The sequence below is a fragment of the Micromonospora musae genome, from assembly GCF_003626545.1.
Lineage (GTDB): Bacteria > Actinomycetota > Actinomycetes > Mycobacteriales > Micromonosporaceae > Micromonospora > Micromonospora musae.
Map to the genome: position 1 here is coordinate 193,324 of NZ_RAZS01000011.1, position 16,830 is coordinate 210,153.

Annotated in this window: 15 protein-coding genes; 4 read left to right on the forward strand and 11 right to left on the reverse strand. The window is 73.2% G+C overall.

Features of this window, described 5'->3' with window-relative positions; genetic code table 11:
* Nucleotides 1-15 precede the first annotated feature (15 nt).
* The 4 genes from D7147_RS26400 to D7147_RS26415 all read right to left on the reverse strand — a co-directional run bounded on the left by D7147_RS26400 (nt 16) and on the right by D7147_RS26415 (nt 6,160).
* A complete protein-coding gene (locus D7147_RS26400) occupies nt 16-1,152 on the reverse strand; it encodes a SigB/SigF/SigG family RNA polymerase sigma factor (protein WP_120682336.1) in 1,137 nt (378 codons plus the stop codon).
* Between the two features lie 224 nt (nt 1,153-1,376).
* The gene (locus tag D7147_RS26405) at nt 1,377-2,789 is read right to left on the reverse strand and encodes a hypothetical protein (protein ID WP_120682466.1); all 1,413 of its coding nucleotides are present in this window, start codon (nt 2,787-2,789) and stop codon (nt 1,377-1,379) included.
* A gap of 490 nt (nt 2,790-3,279) precedes the next feature.
* Nucleotides 3,280-5,043: a thiamine pyrophosphate-binding protein gene (locus D7147_RS26410; RefSeq protein WP_120682338.1), complete on the reverse strand. Its 1,764-nt coding sequence runs from the start codon at nt 5,041-5,043 to the stop codon at nt 3,280-3,282.
* Complete coding sequence (locus D7147_RS26415; RefSeq protein WP_120682340.1) at nt 5,036-6,160, reverse strand: baeRF2 domain-containing protein; 1,125 nt, start codon at nt 6,158-6,160, stop codon at nt 5,036-5,038. The genes D7147_RS26410 and D7147_RS26415 overlap by 8 nt, the downstream gene beginning before the upstream one ends.
* A gap of 143 nt (nt 6,161-6,303) precedes the next feature.
* Here D7147_RS26415 and D7147_RS26420 point away from each other — a divergent pair, with 143 nt between their 5' ends.
* Complete coding sequence (locus D7147_RS26420) at nt 6,304-6,852, forward strand: hypothetical protein (RefSeq protein ID WP_199734277.1); 549 nt, start codon at nt 6,304-6,306, stop codon at nt 6,850-6,852.
* Nucleotides 6,853-6,990: 138 nt separating this feature from the next.
* Here the strand turns inward: D7147_RS26420 and D7147_RS26425 are convergent, their stop codons facing one another.
* Complete coding sequence (locus D7147_RS26425) at nt 6,991-7,362, reverse strand: DUF3817 domain-containing protein (protein WP_233563477.1); 372 nt, start codon at nt 7,360-7,362, stop codon at nt 6,991-6,993.
* A gap of 156 nt (nt 7,363-7,518) precedes the next feature.
* Between D7147_RS26425 and D7147_RS26430 the strand changes: the two genes are divergently transcribed.
* The gene (locus tag D7147_RS26430) at nt 7,519-8,997 is read left to right on the forward strand and encodes a glutamate--cysteine ligase family protein (RefSeq protein WP_120682472.1); all 1,479 of its coding nucleotides are present in this window, start codon (nt 7,519-7,521) and stop codon (nt 8,995-8,997) included.
* Between the two features lie 26 nt (nt 8,998-9,023).
* On the opposite strand, the gene D7147_RS26435 is transcribed toward D7147_RS26430, so the two are convergent.
* From D7147_RS26435 to D7147_RS26450, 4 genes are all read right to left on the reverse strand, one after another.
* The gene (locus D7147_RS26435; RefSeq protein WP_233563478.1) at nt 9,024-9,602 is read right to left on the reverse strand and encodes a GNAT family N-acetyltransferase; all 579 of its coding nucleotides are present in this window, start codon (nt 9,600-9,602) and stop codon (nt 9,024-9,026) included.
* Between the two features lie 10 nt (nt 9,603-9,612).
* Nucleotides 9,613-10,560 (reverse strand): ion transporter, encoded by a 948-nt coding sequence (locus tag D7147_RS26440; RefSeq protein WP_120682342.1) that lies wholly within the window; start codon nt 10,558-10,560, stop codon nt 9,613-9,615.
* A 135-nt stretch (nt 10,561-10,695) separates the two neighbouring features.
* Nucleotides 10,696-11,868 (reverse strand): zinc-dependent alcohol dehydrogenase, encoded by a 1,173-nt coding sequence (locus D7147_RS26445; protein WP_120682344.1) that lies wholly within the window; start codon nt 11,866-11,868, stop codon nt 10,696-10,698.
* A gap of 28 nt (nt 11,869-11,896) precedes the next feature.
* Nucleotides 11,897-12,853, reverse strand: coding sequence for an SRPBCC family protein (locus D7147_RS26450; protein ID WP_120682346.1), 957 nt, complete (start codon nt 12,851-12,853; stop codon nt 11,897-11,899).
* Between the two features lie 304 nt (nt 12,854-13,157).
* On the opposite strand from D7147_RS26450, the gene D7147_RS26455 reads away from it, so the two are divergent.
* Both D7147_RS26455 and D7147_RS26460 read left to right on the forward strand, forming a co-directional pair.
* Nucleotides 13,158-13,925: a hypothetical protein gene (locus D7147_RS26455; RefSeq protein WP_147434552.1), complete on the forward strand. Its 768-nt coding sequence runs from the start codon at nt 13,158-13,160 to the stop codon at nt 13,923-13,925.
* A gap of 298 nt (nt 13,926-14,223) precedes the next feature.
* On the forward strand, nt 14,224-15,450 hold the full coding sequence (locus tag D7147_RS26460) for an epoxide hydrolase family protein (RefSeq protein WP_120682350.1): 1,227 nt from the start codon (nt 14,224-14,226) through the stop codon (nt 15,448-15,450).
* Between the two features lie 24 nt (nt 15,451-15,474).
* On the opposite strand, the gene D7147_RS26465 is transcribed toward D7147_RS26460, so the two are convergent.
* Nucleotides 15,475-16,629: a transcriptional regulator gene (locus D7147_RS26465; protein ID WP_120682352.1), complete on the reverse strand. Its 1,155-nt coding sequence runs from the start codon at nt 16,627-16,629 to the stop codon at nt 15,475-15,477.
* Nucleotides 16,619-16,777 (reverse strand): hypothetical protein, encoded by a 159-nt coding sequence (locus tag D7147_RS32780; protein ID WP_199734274.1) that lies wholly within the window; start codon nt 16,775-16,777, stop codon nt 16,619-16,621. The genes D7147_RS26465 and D7147_RS32780 overlap by 11 nt, the downstream gene beginning before the upstream one ends.
* Nucleotides 16,778-16,830: the final 53 nt, after the last annotated feature.

Consider the following 16,830-nt stretch of genomic DNA (forward strand, 5'->3'; position numbering starts at 1 on the left):
GGCCGGACGGGCCGCTCAGTCGCGGGCCGGTGGCAGGCCGGCGGCGGTGAGCGAGCGGCGCACCGCGGGCTGCACCCGGGTGAGCCGGAGCGGGACACCGGTGCGGGCGGCCGCCTCCCGGCCGGCCACCAGCGCGGCGATCCCACCGGCGTCCACCCCGCCCGCGCCGACCAGGTCGACGACGACCTCGCTCGGCTGGCCGGTGACCGCCTCCAGCATCGCCCGGCGCAGCTGGTCGGCGCCGTCCCGGTCGACGTCGCCGCCGACCTCGACCACCACCCGGTCGCCGTTCTGCCACACCGAGATGCGCGGCTTGCTCGCCTCGGTCTCGGCCGCGCCGTTCTGCCACGGCGGCGGAGTGTCGGCGAGCATCGCCTGACGCAGCCAGGTCAGCGCCCGGGACAGCAGCCGGGAGACGTGCATCTGGGAGATGCCGAACCGGGCGGCGATCTCCGCCTGGGTCTGGTTGCCGTAGAAGCGCATCGCCAGGATCCGTCGCTCGCGCCAGGGCAGGCGGTGCAGCAGCCCGCTGACCGTGACCCGGTCGTCGACGGATTCCAGCGCATTGTCGGACTCGCCGACCAGGTCACCGAACTCGGCCGAGCTCTCCCCACCGACGGGCGCGTTGAGCGAGGCGGGGCTGTAACCGGCCGCCGACTCCAACGCGGCGAGGATCTCCTCCTCCGGCGTCTCCAGTCGTGCGGCCAGCTCGGCGACGGTCGGGGCCCGGGACAGTTCGCTGGTCAGGGACGCGGTGGCCTGCCCGACCTCGAGGATCAGGTCGCGTAGCCGGCGGGGTACGTGTACGCCCCAGGTCCGGTCCCGGAAGTGCCGCTTGATCTCACCGACGATGGTGATAGCCGCGTACGCGGTGAAGGAGCCCCGTTCCGGGTCGTACCGGTCGACGGCGTTCACCAGCCCCAGCCGGGCCACCTGCTCCAGATCCTCCAGCGGTTCGCCCCGGCCCCGGTAACGGCGCGCGAGCCGGCCGGCGAACGGCAGGGCGAACCGCACGAGGTCGTCGCGAGCCTCCTGCCGCCGTTCGGGTGGCACTCCCTCGATCCGCGCCGCATAGGCCAGTGCGGCCGCGTCGAGGTCCTCCAGACCCCGCTCGGTCGGTGGTGGCGTGCTTGTGGTGGTCTGTCCGAACATCCGCGCCTCCCTCAGGAAGGTCCCTCGCCCGGATCGGGAAAGCCGGTCGTGCGCGTGGTCGGACCACGCACCGGGCCGGAGTTGGGTTACGTGACTGGGACGCCAGCGGGCGACGACATCACACTGCGCAAGGTGATCAGTCCGTCGCAGCCAGCGATGTTCCCGCTCCGTAGGTACTCAATCACGGGATCCCGGGTTCGCGAGGATGTTTCGCTGGGCTTGCCTCAAGAGACGAGCAACCCCTGGTGGGTGCCGCTGTCGCGGAAGACCGCCAACGTCTCCGCCACGGTCAACGGGGGCGGCACGGGCAGGTCGTACGGCTGCGCCCGTAGCACCTCGGTGGCCCGGCGGGTGGGTACGGAGGTGACCGGGTAGCCCCGCGCGGAGGCGCGGTCCAGGGCCCGGCGTCGCCGCCCGAAACCGGCCACCGCGAGCCACTGCGGCAGCCCCGCCAGGGCGGGCGAGCGGACGCCGGGCGGCTCGGGCAGCACGTCCACGGAGTTGTACGGCTCGCTGCCGGCGAGCCACCACTCGGCCTCCTCCACGCTGCGCCTCGTCGCGTTCTCGCACCAGTACGGCACCAGCCCCGCCCGCACCACCTGCCACGGGTCGAGCAGCCGTCCGCACTCCACCACCAGCCGGTCGCCGGTCTTGCCCGCCGCGCGCAGCCACCGGCGGTAGAGGTCCGCCACCACGGCGCTGAGCCCCTCCGGGCGAGGGAAGAGCACCCGGTGCAGGGTTCGTTCGGAACGCCCGGCCCAGTCCCGGGCGCTCAGTTCGAAACCGGACTCCACGCCGTGCTCGGCGTACCCGGACGGGGAGGAGACCTCCGGCGGCTCCCAGCGGGCGGCGTCCCCGCCGGCGGAGCGGAGCACCTGCCGCAGGGCGTGGCTGTCCGGGTGGAAGTCGACGGGGTCGAGCCCGCTGCCGGGACAGCCGACCTGGAAGCTGTGCCGCTGCCCCGCCTCCACCACCGGCCACGTCCGCGCGTCTCGCAGCAGGAGCACCGGCGCTCCCGGGGCCAGCCGGTCGGCCAGGAACCGCCGGTACGCGGCCGGAAGCGTCCGCCAGCGGGCCGCGAGCAGGATCGTCGCCCCCGCCAACACGCCGCGGCTCGCCGGGCAGTGCACCTGGCGTACGTGCAGATCGTCGTTGCCGTCGAGCAGCCGCGCGGTGAGCGTCGCGCCGTGCTCCAGCGCGGTGGCGGGGCGATCCACCGCACCCTGCGCCCAGTGCACGGTCATCTCGAAGCCGGCGGGCAGCCAGGGCACACCGAGGGCGACCGCCAGGTGCGCCGCCGCGCCGTGCGGCGAGCCGAGCACGACCCCCGGGTACTCGCGGCGGGGGTACTGGTCGACGAACCAGCGCGCGACCCGCTCCGCGTCGACGTCGGCGAGCTGCGCGGGGGTGAGGGCGACCCGGCCGGCGGCCCGGGTGATCGCGGCTCGACGGACGGGATCGGGGGCGCCCGGGAAGCGGGACACCGGGCCCTGATGTCCCAGGTCGGCACAGTCGGTTCCACGTAGGGCGCGGGCCGTGGCGGCGACCAGGACGCGGGCCGCGCTGCCGGCCGTGACGACCCGGTCGCCGGCCAGACCGGCGTCCGCCGCCACGAGCCCCTCGTGCACCTTGTGCACCGGCCCCACCTTGCCTCGTTCGCTCACCACGCGGCCCGGCTTCCCGTCCCGATGCGGTTCAAACGGGCCCTCCTCCACCTGCCGGGTCCAATCCGCTGATCGGGGGCACTTCGCCGATACCGGCCAGTTGGCGGTCTCCCGTCCGTCTCGGGAGGGCTGTCCGGGCCGTACGCGATCGACCGGCGACCGCCGTACCCGCCCGTTCCCACCGGCTGCCGGACGGCGTTGGGAGGGGCGCGGTGCAGGGTGGCTCCGGCCGGACCTCGGGCGCGGCGCCGGATTTCCTGGGGCCGGCGAATCCGCCGGGTTCGGAGTTCGGGGTCGGCAGCCTTTAGAGCTGATGTCGTGAACGCATCGACTTCGATGTCGTAAGCGACTCAGCTCCAAAGGGACCGCGCAGCGGTACCGAGACCCCGGAGACACGCCGCCGCACGCCGCTCCACGGCGCACGCCGGGTGGAGGGCGGATGGGGGGCGGGTGGGGCGGGGGGCTAGACGATGTCGTCCGCGGCGACCGAGAGCTGGCGGTCGACCTGCTCCCGGAGCCGGTGCGCGGCGTCCCCGTCGGCGAAGAGGCCCCGCAGGTCGGCCAGCGCCGGTTCGGGAGGCGCGAGCGGCACGGCGGCGTCGACGACCGCCTCCACGACGCAGGGGCGGTCGGCGGCGAGCGCCTCGTCCCAGGCGGCACCGACCAGCTCGGGCCGGTCCACCCGTACGCCGTGCAGCCCGAGCAGCCGCGCCCAGCCGGCGTACGGCACGTCGGGGCGGCGCTGGGCAGGGTCACCCGCCGATTCCCGGCCGGCGGCGAGCCCGGACTGGTCGCGGTTGTTGAGCACCAGCACCACCAGGCGCGGATCCTGCCAGCGGGTCCAGTGGTGCGCCACGGTGATCAGCTCGGCCAGCCCGTTGAGCTGCATGGCGCCGTCGCCCAGCAGCGCGACCACCGGCTGGTCCGGTGCGGCGAGCTTGGCGGCCACCGCGTACGGCAGCGCGCAGCCCATCGCGCCGAGCGTGCCGCAGAGCTGCGCGTTCACCCCCGGCGGCAGCTCCAGATGGCGCGCGTACCAGTAGACGACCGAGCCGACGTCCACCGCCACCGCCGTGGTCCGGGGCAGCCGGGGCGAGAGCTCCTGGAGCACCAGCTGCGGGTTCACCGGCTCGGCCGGCGCGGCGGCCCGGTCGACCAGCTCACGCCGCCACCGGTCCACGGAGTTCTCGACCGTGGCCCGCCACTGCGGGCTCGGCCGGTCCGGCACCCGCGCCAGCAACGCCCGCAGCGTCTCGGCCGCGTCGCCGACCAGCGGGACGTCCACCGGGTAGCGACTGCCGACGCGCCGGCCGTCGATGTCGATCTGCACCGTGCGCACCTGCCCGGGCATCGGCAGGTAGCCGGTCCACGGATCGTTCGTGCCCACCAGCAGCAGCGTGTCGCAGCCGCCCATCAGCTCGGCGGCGGCCCGGGTGCCGGCCTCGCCGAGCACGCCGGCGTGGTAGGGCAGCCGCTCGTCGACGACCGGCTTGCCCAGCAGCGAGCAGGCCACCCCGGCGCCGAGCCGGTCGGCGAGCGCCACGACCTCGTCCACCGCGTCCCGGGCGCCCTGCCCGACCAGGATCGCCACCCGCCGGCCGCTGCCGAGCAGCTCCGCGGCCGCGGCCAGGTCCGGCTCGTGCGGAAGCACCCGGGCCAGCGGCTCGCCGGGGGTCGCGGTGATCACGCCGCCCGCGGCGTACGTCCGGAGGTCGGGCACGGCCGCCTCCTGCACCTGTCGCGGCAGCACGACGCAGACCGGGCTGCGGGTCGCGGCGGCGGTGCGGAACGCCTGGTCGAGCAGGGCCGGCACCTGCCCGGGGCCGCGCGCGTAGCGGACGAACTGGTTGCACACGTCGGCGAAGAGACGGGTCAACCCGATCTCCTGGTGCGCGTCGCCCAGCGGGCCGGAGACGTCCTCGCCGACGATCGCCACGACCGGCTTGCTGTCCAGCTTGGCGTCGTAGAGGCCGTTGAGCAGCTGCACCGCGCTCGGCCCCTGGGTGGCGAGGCAGACCCCGATCCCGCCGGTGAACTTCGCGTGCCCGGTCGCCATGAAGGAGGCGGCTTCCTCATGTCGCGCCGGCACGAACGCCGGATCGCCGCCGGCGCGGTCCAGCGCCGCGACGAGCGGGGCGAGGGCCGCGCCGGGACAACCGAAGACCCGGGGCACCCGCCAGGCGCGCAGGCGCTCCACCACCAGGTCGGCGGCGGTCCGGTCAGCCATCGCCCCGTCCCGGCGTGCTGGCGTCCGCGTATCGCAGCACCGCGCCCACGCCGTCGGTCAACTCCGGTGCCTCGTCCGGGCCGAGCACGGTCAGCTCGGCGCCGGTCCCCACAAGCGCGCGGACCAGGGCCGCGTCGGCGCGTACCCGCAGCGGGTCGTCGACGCGCATGGCGTCCAGCTGCCCCGGGTCGACGGCGATCTCGGTCGGTTCCGGACCGATCCAGAGTTCGCCGTTGGCGGACGGGTCGTCGACGATCAGCATGTTGTCGACCTGGTTGCGTTGCAGCGCGGCGACCACGGCGTCCAGCCCCGCGCCGACGTCCTCCTGCATGCCGAACCGGTCCAGGGCCAGGGTGATCCGCTGGTCTGCCACCTCGGCGATGGTCTGCACGGTCAGGTCGTCCAGGAGCGTCTGGTCGGCGCCACCGGCCCGGGAGCCGGCGTCGGTCCGGACGACCAGGTCCTGCCATCGGGGCGGCATCTGCGCGGCGATCACTCCGGTGGCCCGGACGTCCCCGGCGACCACCACCACGTCCGCGCCGACCTTCTCGGCCAGCTCGACCGTTGCGGCCGTGACGTCACCGGCGTTGTGGTGCCACGCCTCCATGGCCGCCCGCTGGTAGCGCGACTGCGACCAGCCACCCGGCTGCACCCGGCGCAGCCGGAAGTCCTCGCGGCCGACGACGTGCGCCCGGCGGGGCACTCCCCCGGCGCTGACCGCCACGGCGTCCGCGCCGGTCCGGTCGGCGAGCACCCGCACCCAGGCGACCTGCTCGCCGCGCTGGGCGAGCAGCGGCATCACGTGCGGCAGCGGCGCGTACGCGGCGAGATCGCGCAGCGGCGGCGCCGAGAGGTACTCGGTGAGCACCACCCGCCCACGGGTGGCGAAGACGGCCAGGCCGTAGTCCCCCGCGACCGGGTCGTGTCCCCGGATCACCCGGTCCAGCGCGGCGACCGTCGGCTCGTCCGCGCCCTGCTCGACCAGTTGGCCCTGCAGTGCCCGCCAGCGCAGGTCGAGCGCCGGGTGGGCGTCGTGCGTGTCGGCCGACGCGTCCAGGTACACCGAGCACCACGGCCCGGGTCGGTCGTAGAGCGGCCGCAGGAAGGACAGCTGCATGCTCGACCCCTTTCCAGCTCGGCCCTGCGCATACCCGTGCCGCCCGGAATGTCACCTGGCCGGACATGAGTGCGTGACCAGGTTTCATTCACGCCGTTCAACCCGTGGCACGGATACCATCAGTGAACGGATCAGGACTCTCGGTGGTGGTCATGGACAGCGGACTCGATACCCGGCGCATCGCTCATCCGACGCAACGGATCTTCACCGGCCGGGTGGTCCGGTTCCTGGAGGGCTACACCCGCGAGATCGCCATCGGCAAGCCGGTCCTGGTGGCCGTCCTGGCGGCGGCCGGCGTGGGCGCGCTGTTGATGCTGGTGGTACGCGCGATCCTGCCCGGCAGCGGCGGCGGAGCCCGACGGCGCTGGAAGGACCTGACCAAGGGCCCCGAATACCTGGTCACCCCGGTGCGGCTGCGCGACGGCGCCGGCGGGCTCTACGAGGTCGAACTGCACGGACATCTGGCGCAGAGCGCGGTGCACCCCGCCGACCACGTGCAGCTGACCCTGCGAGCGCAGCGCGACCCGGACCTGCCGCCGCGGATCGAGCGGATCGTCAACCTCACCACCGGGCAGCTGCTCACCCCGCGCACCGCGACGCTCTGGTCGCACCTGGGCCCACCGCTGCTGCTCCAGGCCACGCTCGGGATCCTGCTGGTGCTCGGCATCGCCGCCTGGTCGGCGCTGACCTGACGCGACCTCCGGGGTCGCCGCAGGTTCCGCCGACGACCCGCCGGGGCGGCCGATGAGACGGACGCGCCGCCGGACGCCGCCGGTGCCCGGTGCGCTTCGCGTGGCGCGAGCGGGACGACCCGGCGCCACCGCCAGGGCTCAGCGCACGGTGGCGGGCTGCGGAGGCGCCACGGCCTCCGTCACGCCGAGCATCCCCCGGCGGCGCGCCCAGCGCTCGTAGACGAGGGTCGCGAACGGGGGCACCGCACAGGCCAGCGCCACCCCGGTGGCGAGCAGGCTCCACCGGTGCCGCCGGGCCACCAGCAGGACCAGCAGCAGGTAGACGACGAAGAGGCCGCCGTGGATCGGCCCGAAGATCTTCACGCCCAGCTCGTTGCCGGGCGGGCCGTACTTCACCGCCATCCCGACCAGCAGACCGAGCCAGGAACAGGCCTCGGCGATCGCCGCACCGACGAACAGCTTCGTCACCCTGTCGCGCATCCCCACCGCCACCACCTCTCGGGCGGCCATGCTAACGGCGCTGGGCCGCGAAGCCGGGCCCGACCGGCCGGACGCGACGGGAATCACCCGATGCGCGGACAGGTAGAGGAAGGTTCCACGGGCTCTTCCCCCTTCCCGCGCCGCCGTGGGAGGTTAGGAGGACCAGCGGTGACTCGGGCGGTGACCATGGGCGAAGACGTCGGCACGCACACCTTCAGCAGGGACGACCGGGCGCGCTACCGGGACAAGGTCCGCCGGTGCCTGGACGTCTTCGCCGAGATGCTGCGCGAGTCCCGCTTCGATGTGGACCGCCCGATGACCGGGCTGGAGATCGAACTCAACCTCGTCGACGGCGAGTCGCAGCCCACGATGCGCAACGCCGAGGTGCTGGCCGCCATCGCCGACCCGAGCTTCCAGACCGAGCTGGGCCAGTTCAACCTGGAGATCAACGTCGAGCCGCGTCGGTTGACCGGCACCGGCACGGCGCAGTTCGAGGAGCACGTCCGGGCCAGCCTGAACGCCGCCGAGGAGAAGTCTCGCCCGCTCGGCGCGCACATGGTGATGATCGGCATCCTGCCGACGCTGCTCCCGGCGCACCTGAACGCCGGCACGCTCTCCGCAAATCCCCGCTACGAGCTGCTCAACGAGCAGATCTTCGCCGCGCGGGGCGAGGACCTGCGGATCTCCATCAACGGGGTGGAGCGGCTGGCGGTCACCGCCGACACGATCACTCCGGAGGCGGCCTGCACCAGCACCCAGTTCCACCTCCAGGTGAGCCCCGCGCAGTTCGCCGACTACTGGAACGCCGCCCAGTGCATCGCCGGCGTGCAGGTGGCGGTCGGCGCGAACTCGCCGCTGCTGTTCGGCCGGGAGCTGTGGCGGGAGACCCGCATCCCGCTGTTCCAGCAGGCCACCGACACCCGACCGGAGGAGATCAAGGCGCAGGGCGTACGTCCCCGCGTCTGGTTCGGCGAACGCTGGATCACCAGCGTCTTCGACCTCTTCGAGGAGAACGTCCGCTTCTTCCCCGCCCTGCTGCCGGTCTGCGACCCGGAGGATCCGGCGGAGACCCTCGCGGCGGGCGGGGTGCCGAGCCTCGCCGAACTGCGCCTGCACAACGGCACGGTCTACCGCTGGAACCGCCCGGTCTACGACGTGCTGCGGGGCCGGCCGCACCTGCGGGTGGAGAACCGGGTGCTGCCCGCCGGCCCGACCGTGGTGGACACCATCGCCAACGGGGCCTTCTACTTCGGCCTGGTCCGGGCGCTGGCCGAGTCCGACCGGCCACTGTGGTCACAGATGTCGTTCAGCGCGGCCGAGGAGAACTTCACCAACTGCGCCCGGCACGGAATCGACGCGCAGGTCTACTGGCCGGGCCTGGGCTACCTTCCGGTCACCGAGCTGGTGCTGCGCCGGCTCCTGCCGCTGGCCCACCACGGGCTGGACCAGTGGGGGTTAGACCCGCGGGAGCGGGACCGGCTACTCGGCATCATCGAGCAGCGCTGCCTCACCGGGCGCAACGGCGCGAGCTGGCAGGTCGGCACCCTGCACCGGCTGGAAACCGCCGACCACCTGGACCGGCCGGCGGCGCTGCGCGAGGTGCTGCGCCACTACGTCGACCTGATGCACAGCAACCGGCCGGTGCACGAGTGGCCGCTGCCCTGAGGGCGCTGCTCAGCGGCGGGCTGCGCTCAGTCCCACGGTGACGGGTCGTCGCGCAGTCGGCTGTAGAGGTAGCCGTCACGCCACCGGCCGGCTCGGAACTCGCAGGCCCGGACCACCCCCTCCAGCTGGAAGCCCGCCTTCTCCAGCGAGCGCTGCTCGGGCAGGTTCTCCGGGTGGGTGCCGGCCTGGATGCGCTGCACAGGGGTGTGCGCGAAGAGGTAGTCGCAGAGCAACGCTTGCGCGCGCCAGCCGACGCCCCGCCCGCGCCACTGCGGCAACAGGGCGATGCCGATCTCCCAGTAGTCGGCGCGCGGGGCGTACTGACCGGCCCGGTAGCTCACGAAACCCGCCGCGACCGCATCGGGCCCGGCCTCGACGACGAGCCGACCGTCCTGCGCGCTGAGCATCCCGTCGACCGCGAAGCGTCGCACTGACTCACCCGGGTCGCGGAAGCCACCCCAGTCGAGGCCGATCAGCCCGGGCTCGGTGCAGAACCGCCGGAACATGGCGAGGTCGGGCTCGGTCACCGGGCGCAGCCGCACGACGTCGCCGTCGCTCTCGTGAGCGATGCCGGGCACGGGCACCGGCGGGTAGCGGCCCTCCACACCGGACACGTTAGCGCTCGGCGCGCCGGCTCACCGCCCCGTGCCGCGCGTGCGCGTCCTCGCGGTCGATGCGCAGCTCGCGCTCCAGCTCGGTGATGACGGCGCGCAGGTCGTCCAGCCGCTGGGTCAGCGCGATGCGGTCCACCTCGTCGGGCACCCCGTCGCCGTCCTCGTCGTACCCGGGCGCCAACCGCTCGGTCATCTCCAGGCGACGCGCCTCCTCCATCGAGTTCACGATGACCGCGATCAGGATGTTGAGCAGCAGGTTCACCGTGATGATCACGTAGCTGACGTAGTAGAGCAGGGTCCACGGGGAGATGGCCAGGCCCTGCTCCATCAGGTCGGGCAGCGTCTCCAGGGAGAGCAGCACGAAGAGCGTCAGCAGGGACCGCCCGATGTCGCCGTACTGCTCCGGGTACGTGTCACCGAAGATCAGCCAGCCGGCCATGCCGTAGACGTACAGGGTCACCATGGCCAGCGCGAGGAAACCCGCGACGCCGGGGAGGCTGCGCAGCAGCGCCGCCACGATCGTCCGCAGCCCCGGGGAGAACCGGACGAGCCGCAGCACCCGGGCCACCCGCAGTACGCGCAGCAGTGCCGAGTCGCCGTGCAGACCAGGGATGAAGATCGCCAGCGTGACCAGGAAGTCGAAGATGTTCCAGCCGTGCCGGAAGAAATCCTGGGGGCGTCGCCCGTAGGCGAGCACCCGGATGACGATCTCGGTGACGAACGCGGCCCGGAACGCCAGCTCCAGCCAGCGCAGGACGGGCCCGGCCGCCCCCAGGTGCGGAAAGGTCTCGATGCCGAGGACGACCCCGTTGGCCACGATGAGGACGATGATCGCGATCTCGAACGGCCGGGACCGCACGGCGCGGGCACACCGGTCGGAGATCCGGGTGAAGGTCGACGGCGACGCGGCGGCGGCCCGCCGCTGGCGGGGCGGCTGGGTGCGACTCACAACCGGACGGGCCCCGCCGTCAGCACCTCATGATCGGGCGTCCGGGTCGCGACGGGCATGCCGACACCCTACCGAGGTCGCGGGTCGGCAGACGCGGCCGCGGTCCAGGACCGCCGAGCGGCCGACCGAGCGCGGTCAGGCGGTGAGCAGCACCTTGGAGCACTCGTCCTGCTTCTTCTGGAAGAGCTTGTAGCCCTTCGCGGCGTCCTTGAGCGGCATCCGGTGGCTGACGATGAAGCTCGGGTCGATCTCTCCACGTTGGATGCGCTCCAGCAGCGGCCGGAGATAGCGCTGCACGTGGCACTGCCCGGTACGCATGGTGAGGGACCGGTTCATGAACGCGCCCATCGGGAACTTGTCGACGAATCCGCCGTAGGCGCCCACCACCGAGACGACCCCGCCGCTACGGCAGGCCAGGATCGCCTGGCGCAGCGCGGGCGGGCGCTCGGTCTCCACCCGGACGCCCTGTTTCACCCGGTCGTACGCGTAGATGGCCGCGTTGCCGTGGTGACCCTCGAGGCCCACAGCGTCGATGCACGCGTCCGGGCCACGGCCGGCGGTCAGCTCGTTGAGCGTGTCCAGCACGTCGCTCTCTTCGTAGTTGATGGTCTCGGCGCCGGCATGTTCGCGTGCCAGCCGCAGCCGGTACGGATACCGGTCGATGACGAAGACCCGCTCCGCGCCGAGCAGCCGGGCGCTGGCGGCGGCGAGCAGCCCGACCGGGCCGGCTCCCCAGACGGCGACGAGCTGCCCGGGTTTGATGTCGCACATCTCCGCGCCCATGTAGCCGGTCGGGAAGACGTCGGCGAGCATGACCGCCTGCTCGTCGGGCACCTCGTCGGGCAGCTTGAGCGGTCCGACGTCGGCGAAGGGCACCCGCGCGTACTCGGCCTGGCCGCCGGCGTAGCCGCCGAGTAGATGGGAGTAGCCGAAGATACCCGCCGGCGAGTGGCCCATGATCTTCTCGGCGATGCCGGCGTTGGGATTGGAGTTCTCGCAGACCGAGTAGAGGCCGCGCTGGCAGGAGATGCAGTGTCCGCAGGCGATCGGGAAGGGCACCACCACCCGGTCCCCCGGGCGCAGGTTGCGCACCTGCGGACCGACCTCGACCACCTCGCCCATGAACTCGTGCCCGAGGATGTCGCCCTTGCGCATCGCCGGGATGTAGCCGTGGTAGAGGTGCATGTCGGAGCCGCAGATCGCGGTCGTGCTGATCCGCACGATCGCGTCCCGGGGGCTCAGGATCGTCGGGTCCGGCACGTCGATGACCTTGACGCTGTCGCGGCCCATCCAGGCGGTGGCCTTCATCCCTGCTCCTCCTCGCGCATCGAGCGGCTCAGCGGCGGAAACCGTTGGGCAGCGGCTGGGCGGGGCGCTGCATGACCTGCTGTCGTACCGAGATGCCGTCCGGGCTGCTGTCGGAGCGGACCACGTCGCCGGTCTCGAGTACCTGCTTGAACCGGCGCAGGTCGTCGCGGACCTGCTGCTCCGGCTCCTCGCCGAAGACCTTGGCCACGGCCCGGCCCACCGCTCCGGCCGGGGGCACGTAGCCGAGCTGGACGCGTACCTCGGTGCCCCGCTCCCCCGGAGCGGGCACGAATCGGACCCGACCGGCGTTGGGCACCGGCGTGCCGGGCAGCGACCGCCAGGCGATCGACCGGTTCGGCTGGTCGTCGACGATCTCCGCATCCCACTCGACGTGCCGACCGGCGGGCCCCCGCACCGTCCAGTGCGACCGGCGCAGGTCGATGGTGCGGATCGCCTCCACGTGCGACATGAACCGGGGCAGGTTCTCCATGTCCCGCCAGTACCGGTACGCCTCGGCCGGGGTGCGGTTGACGGTCACCGCCATGTCGATGCGGATGGTCCGGTCGCGGGTCCGGCGGGCGCGCCCGGCGCTGAGCGCGGCGAGCACGTCGAGGGCGGTGATGCCGGCGACCACGGCCGTGGTGAGGGCGAGCCGGCGGCGTCGCTCACCGCTGCGGTCGGTCATCGCCCAGCCGAGCAGGCTCAGGTCCATCGCGTCGCCGGCGACCCGGGTCCAGGCCCAGCCGGAGGGTCGGCGTCCGGCGACCAGTCCGAGCCCGTGGCCCAGTTCGCGGGCGCCGAGGGCCGGGATGACCGTGCCGGCCGCCGGCGAGTCGTCGATGCCGGTGAGCCGAGCGAGCGGGCCGGGTGCGGCCACGGCGCTCGCCCCGAGGGCGAGGCTCAGCCAGCCGAGGGCCCGGGGCAGGTGCGGATCGCGGACGGGTGAGTCCAGTTCGGGCAGGAGCACTCCGTCGATTGGGTTCACGTCGGTCCCTCCGCAGGGCGTGGCCGCCGGTCGGGCGGTGCGGCGGTGGTGGTGCCCGCCACCGTGACGCTATGCCGTACGGGGGTCCGGTGTGCCCGGTTCCAGGGAGAACGTCCGGGTTGCTCGAGAGCGTCGGAAGCGCGATCAGCGAGGGCTCGGTGAAGTCGGGGCATCCGCGGCCCCCGGAGACCCCGACTTCGAGGAAGCCAAGTCGATCACCGTGCCAACCATTACGATTCGCGAAGAAGTTACCGATTCATCCCTGGCTCGTCCGCTTCGAGCCGTTCCCACCCTGGAGGGGCAGATGACCCGGACGCGAGCACTTCGCAGGTTGATCTCGACGAGTGTCACCGGCGCGCTCGCCCTCGCCCTCATCGCGCCCGGTCCGGTGGACGGTCCCCCGCCACCGAAGCCGACCCCGGCCGGCAACGCCGCCCCCGCCGACGAGACGACGGTCGCCGGCCTCGGGCAGGCGGCGGGCGTCCCACCGGTCTTCGAGGAGCCCCGCCCGCCGCTGCTGCCGGCCGACTTCCGGGGCGAGGGCCGCTACGTCGTCCGCGACCTCGGCATCGACGTGCCCTTCACCTGGCAGGGCCGGGGCGGCGACAGCCAGATGATCGCGGGCGGCCCGGAGCACCCGATCTGGTTCACGAACATCATCTACCGCAACACGCTCTACACACTCACCTACAAGTGGCCCGGCATCCCGGCGACCCCGCCGCGCCAGTGCGACCGGGTCGGGTTCTTCAACCGCCAGATCCTCAACGACCTGCTGAAGACCGCACGCTACGTCGGGCCGGAGATCCTCCAGGGGAAGAAGGACCGGCGCGTCGACCACTGGCGGGTCGGCGTCGTCGGGGGCTCCACCCAGCCGGGAGAGAACCCCCGGTTCCCCATCGCGCTCGGCGACGTCTACGTCGACCAGCGCAACCCGGGCCAGTGGTGGCAGGTGCTGCAATTCGGCTTCCAGAACCTCTTCGATCCCGCGCTCGACGAGTGGTTCACCCTGACCACCTTCAGCCACCAGCCGGGAACCGTCACCCTCCCCGACCGCTGCCCGCCACCGCTCTGAGCCGCAGCAACCGGCCTCCGCGACGGGGCCGCAGCCCGGATCGCGGTATCGCCCGCGACGCGACATGAAGCGCCCTAGGCTCTGGACAGGTGGCTCCGCCACCGTTGGCGCCCCGGGCAGGACCGGGCAGCGGGCGCCTGGGCGCCCTCGGCCGACCGGGTGTCCACCCGCGTCGACGGCGTCCCACCGAGGGCAGCGACCAGGGCGAGGCCACGCATCGGCGGGGTACGCACAAGGCTGCGCGGCCAAGCCGAAGACTCTGCTCGGCCGCAAGAACCTGCGAGGAGAGGTGGCCCGCATGGCCGTCAAGACCGAAGCCCGGCCGGGCGTCGCGGAGATCAGGCCGTTCACGGTGGAGATCCCCGAGAGCGAGCTGACGGCGCTGCGTACCCGGATCGCCGCGACGCGCTGGCCGGAGCGGGAGACCGTCCCGGACCAGTCGCAGGGCGTGCAGTTGGCGACGATCCAGGCGCTCGCACGCTACTGGGAGAAGGAGTACGACTGGCGCCGGGTCGAGGCGACCCTGAACTCCCTGCCGCAGTTCATCACCCAGATCGACGGGGTGGACATCCACTTCCTCCACGTCCGCTCGAAGCACGCGGACGCCTTGCCGCTCATCGTCACGCACGGGTGGCCGGGCTCGGTCATCGAGCAGTTGAAGATCATCGGCCCGCTCACTGATCCGACGGCGCACGGCGCACCGGCGTCGGACGCCTTCCACCTGGTCATCCCGTCGATGCCCGGCTACGGCTTCTCCGGCAAGCCGACCGACCCCGGCTGGGGGCCGGACCACATCGCGAGCGCCTGGACGGAGCTGATGCGGCGCTTGGGCTACTCGCGTTTCGTGGCGCAGGGCGGCGACTGGGGAGCGGTCATCACGGACCTGCTGGGCGCGCAGGCACCGCCGGAGCTGGCCGGCATCCACTCCAGCATGCCCTGCGTCGTTCCCGCCGACATCGACAAGCTGTTCCAGTCCGACATCACCGGGTTGAACAACGCGATGGGTCAACTGCCCTCCAACCTGTCGGCGGACGAGATGCGCGCCTGCGAACAGCTGAACTTCTTCTGGAAGCACGCCGCGTACGCGCTGATCATGGGCACCCGCCCGCAGACCCTGACGGCCCTGGCGGACTCACCGGTCGGCCTGGCGGCCTTCATGCTCGACCACGACGCGAGCAGCCTCGACCTGATCTCCCGCGCCTTCGCCGGGAACGAGGGAGGCCTGTCGCGGGACGACGTCCTCGACAACATCACGCTCTACTGGCTGACGAACACCGGGGTCTCCTCGGCCCGCCTCTACGCGATGAACGCGTACTCCTTCTTCGCCCCCAAGGGCGTCACCATCCCGGCGGCCGTGAGCGTCTTTCCCACCGACCTGTTCCAGGCCCCGCTGAGCTGGGCGCAGCAGGCGTACCCGAACCTCGTCCACTACAACCGGCTCGACATCGGTGGGCACTTCGCGGCCTGGGAACAGCCCCACCTGCTCACGCAGGAGATCCGCGACGGCTTCCGGTCACTGCGCTGACCGACCGGGCTCGGGGACGGCCGTTCACCGGGTGAGGCCGACCAGCGTCGCCAGGCGCGCCACGCCGGCCGGCGCCGGGTGCGCCCGAGCCACCTCGGCGATCACCGTACGCGCCGAAGGCCGGCACCGGACCTCCGCGGGCGCGATGCTGTCCGCGTCGACCAGGCTGCGGGCCGCGCCGCGCACGTCACCCAGTTGGAGGTACGCCCGCGCGACGTCGAGCAGGTAGGCGCCCCGGCACTCGGCCGGCAGCAGCCGCCACCCCGCCCGCCGGACGACTGCCGGGTGCCGCCGCACCGCCGCCCCGGCGTCACCCCACTCGGCGGCCGCCACGACCCGGGCCAGCTCGACGGTGACCGGCCCGAAGCCGGTGCGGTGCGCATCGTCGTACCCCCGAAGCCGCCCGGCGATCCCGGCGGCCCGCTCGGTCAGCTCCTCAGCGCGACATGTGTCGCCGCAGCCGGCGGCGGCCAGCGCGGCCTGGAGCAGCAGCGTCCCGCCGACCGCCCACTCCCCCGGCGGCCGCCGCCGATCGACCTCCAGGTGCTCGGCGGCGGCGAGGGTCGCGGCGAGGGCCAGCCGCCCCCGGCCCAGCGCGCGCAGTGCCTGCCCGACCGAGACAGCCGCCGTCGCCGACAGCACCGGGTCGCCGCCCGTGGCGGCCATCGCCCGGTCGGCGGCCAGCCAGCCCAGGTCGGCCTCGCCGAGCTTCACCAGCAGCGACGAGGTGATCCGGTACGCCTGCACCAGCAGCTCCGAGGTCTGCGTGCCCTGGGCGGCGTCGAGCAGACCGGGCAGCACCCGCACCAGCTGCGGGTAGTGCGCGTGCTGGTAGCTCAACCAGGCGTGCCCGACCAGCCGCCGCAGCTGCTCTGCCTCCCCGGCCGGGGCCGGCCGGGTGTCGTAGCGGGCGAGCGCGGCCCGGAGGTCGTCCACCCCGTCCAGCGTGCCCACGGTGACCGGCCGCTGCCGGCCGAGCAGCAGCTCCGGGTCGATCCGCAGCACCTGGGCCAGCTCCTGGATCACCGAGTACCGGTCCAGCGGACGGACTCCCCGCTCCACCTTGTCCACCCAGCTCTTCGACCTGCGCAGCCGGTCGGCCAGCATCTGCTGGGTCAGCTGCCGCCGGACCCGCCAACGCGCCACCCGGCGGCCGATCGGCAGCTCGTCAGCGGTCACGCCGCCACCGCCGGTCCGGGACGGCGCGGGTGGTCTCCTCCACCGGTACGCGATCCGCCTCCGCCTGCGCCAGGAGTCGCCGCTTGGCGGCTTCTCGCTCGGCCGCCTCGGACTCCTCGCCCCGGCTCTCCGAAGTGCTGTCTTGCATACCCACCTCCATCGGACAGTGGGCGCGACGAAGGCATCGAAAAAGTCACTACG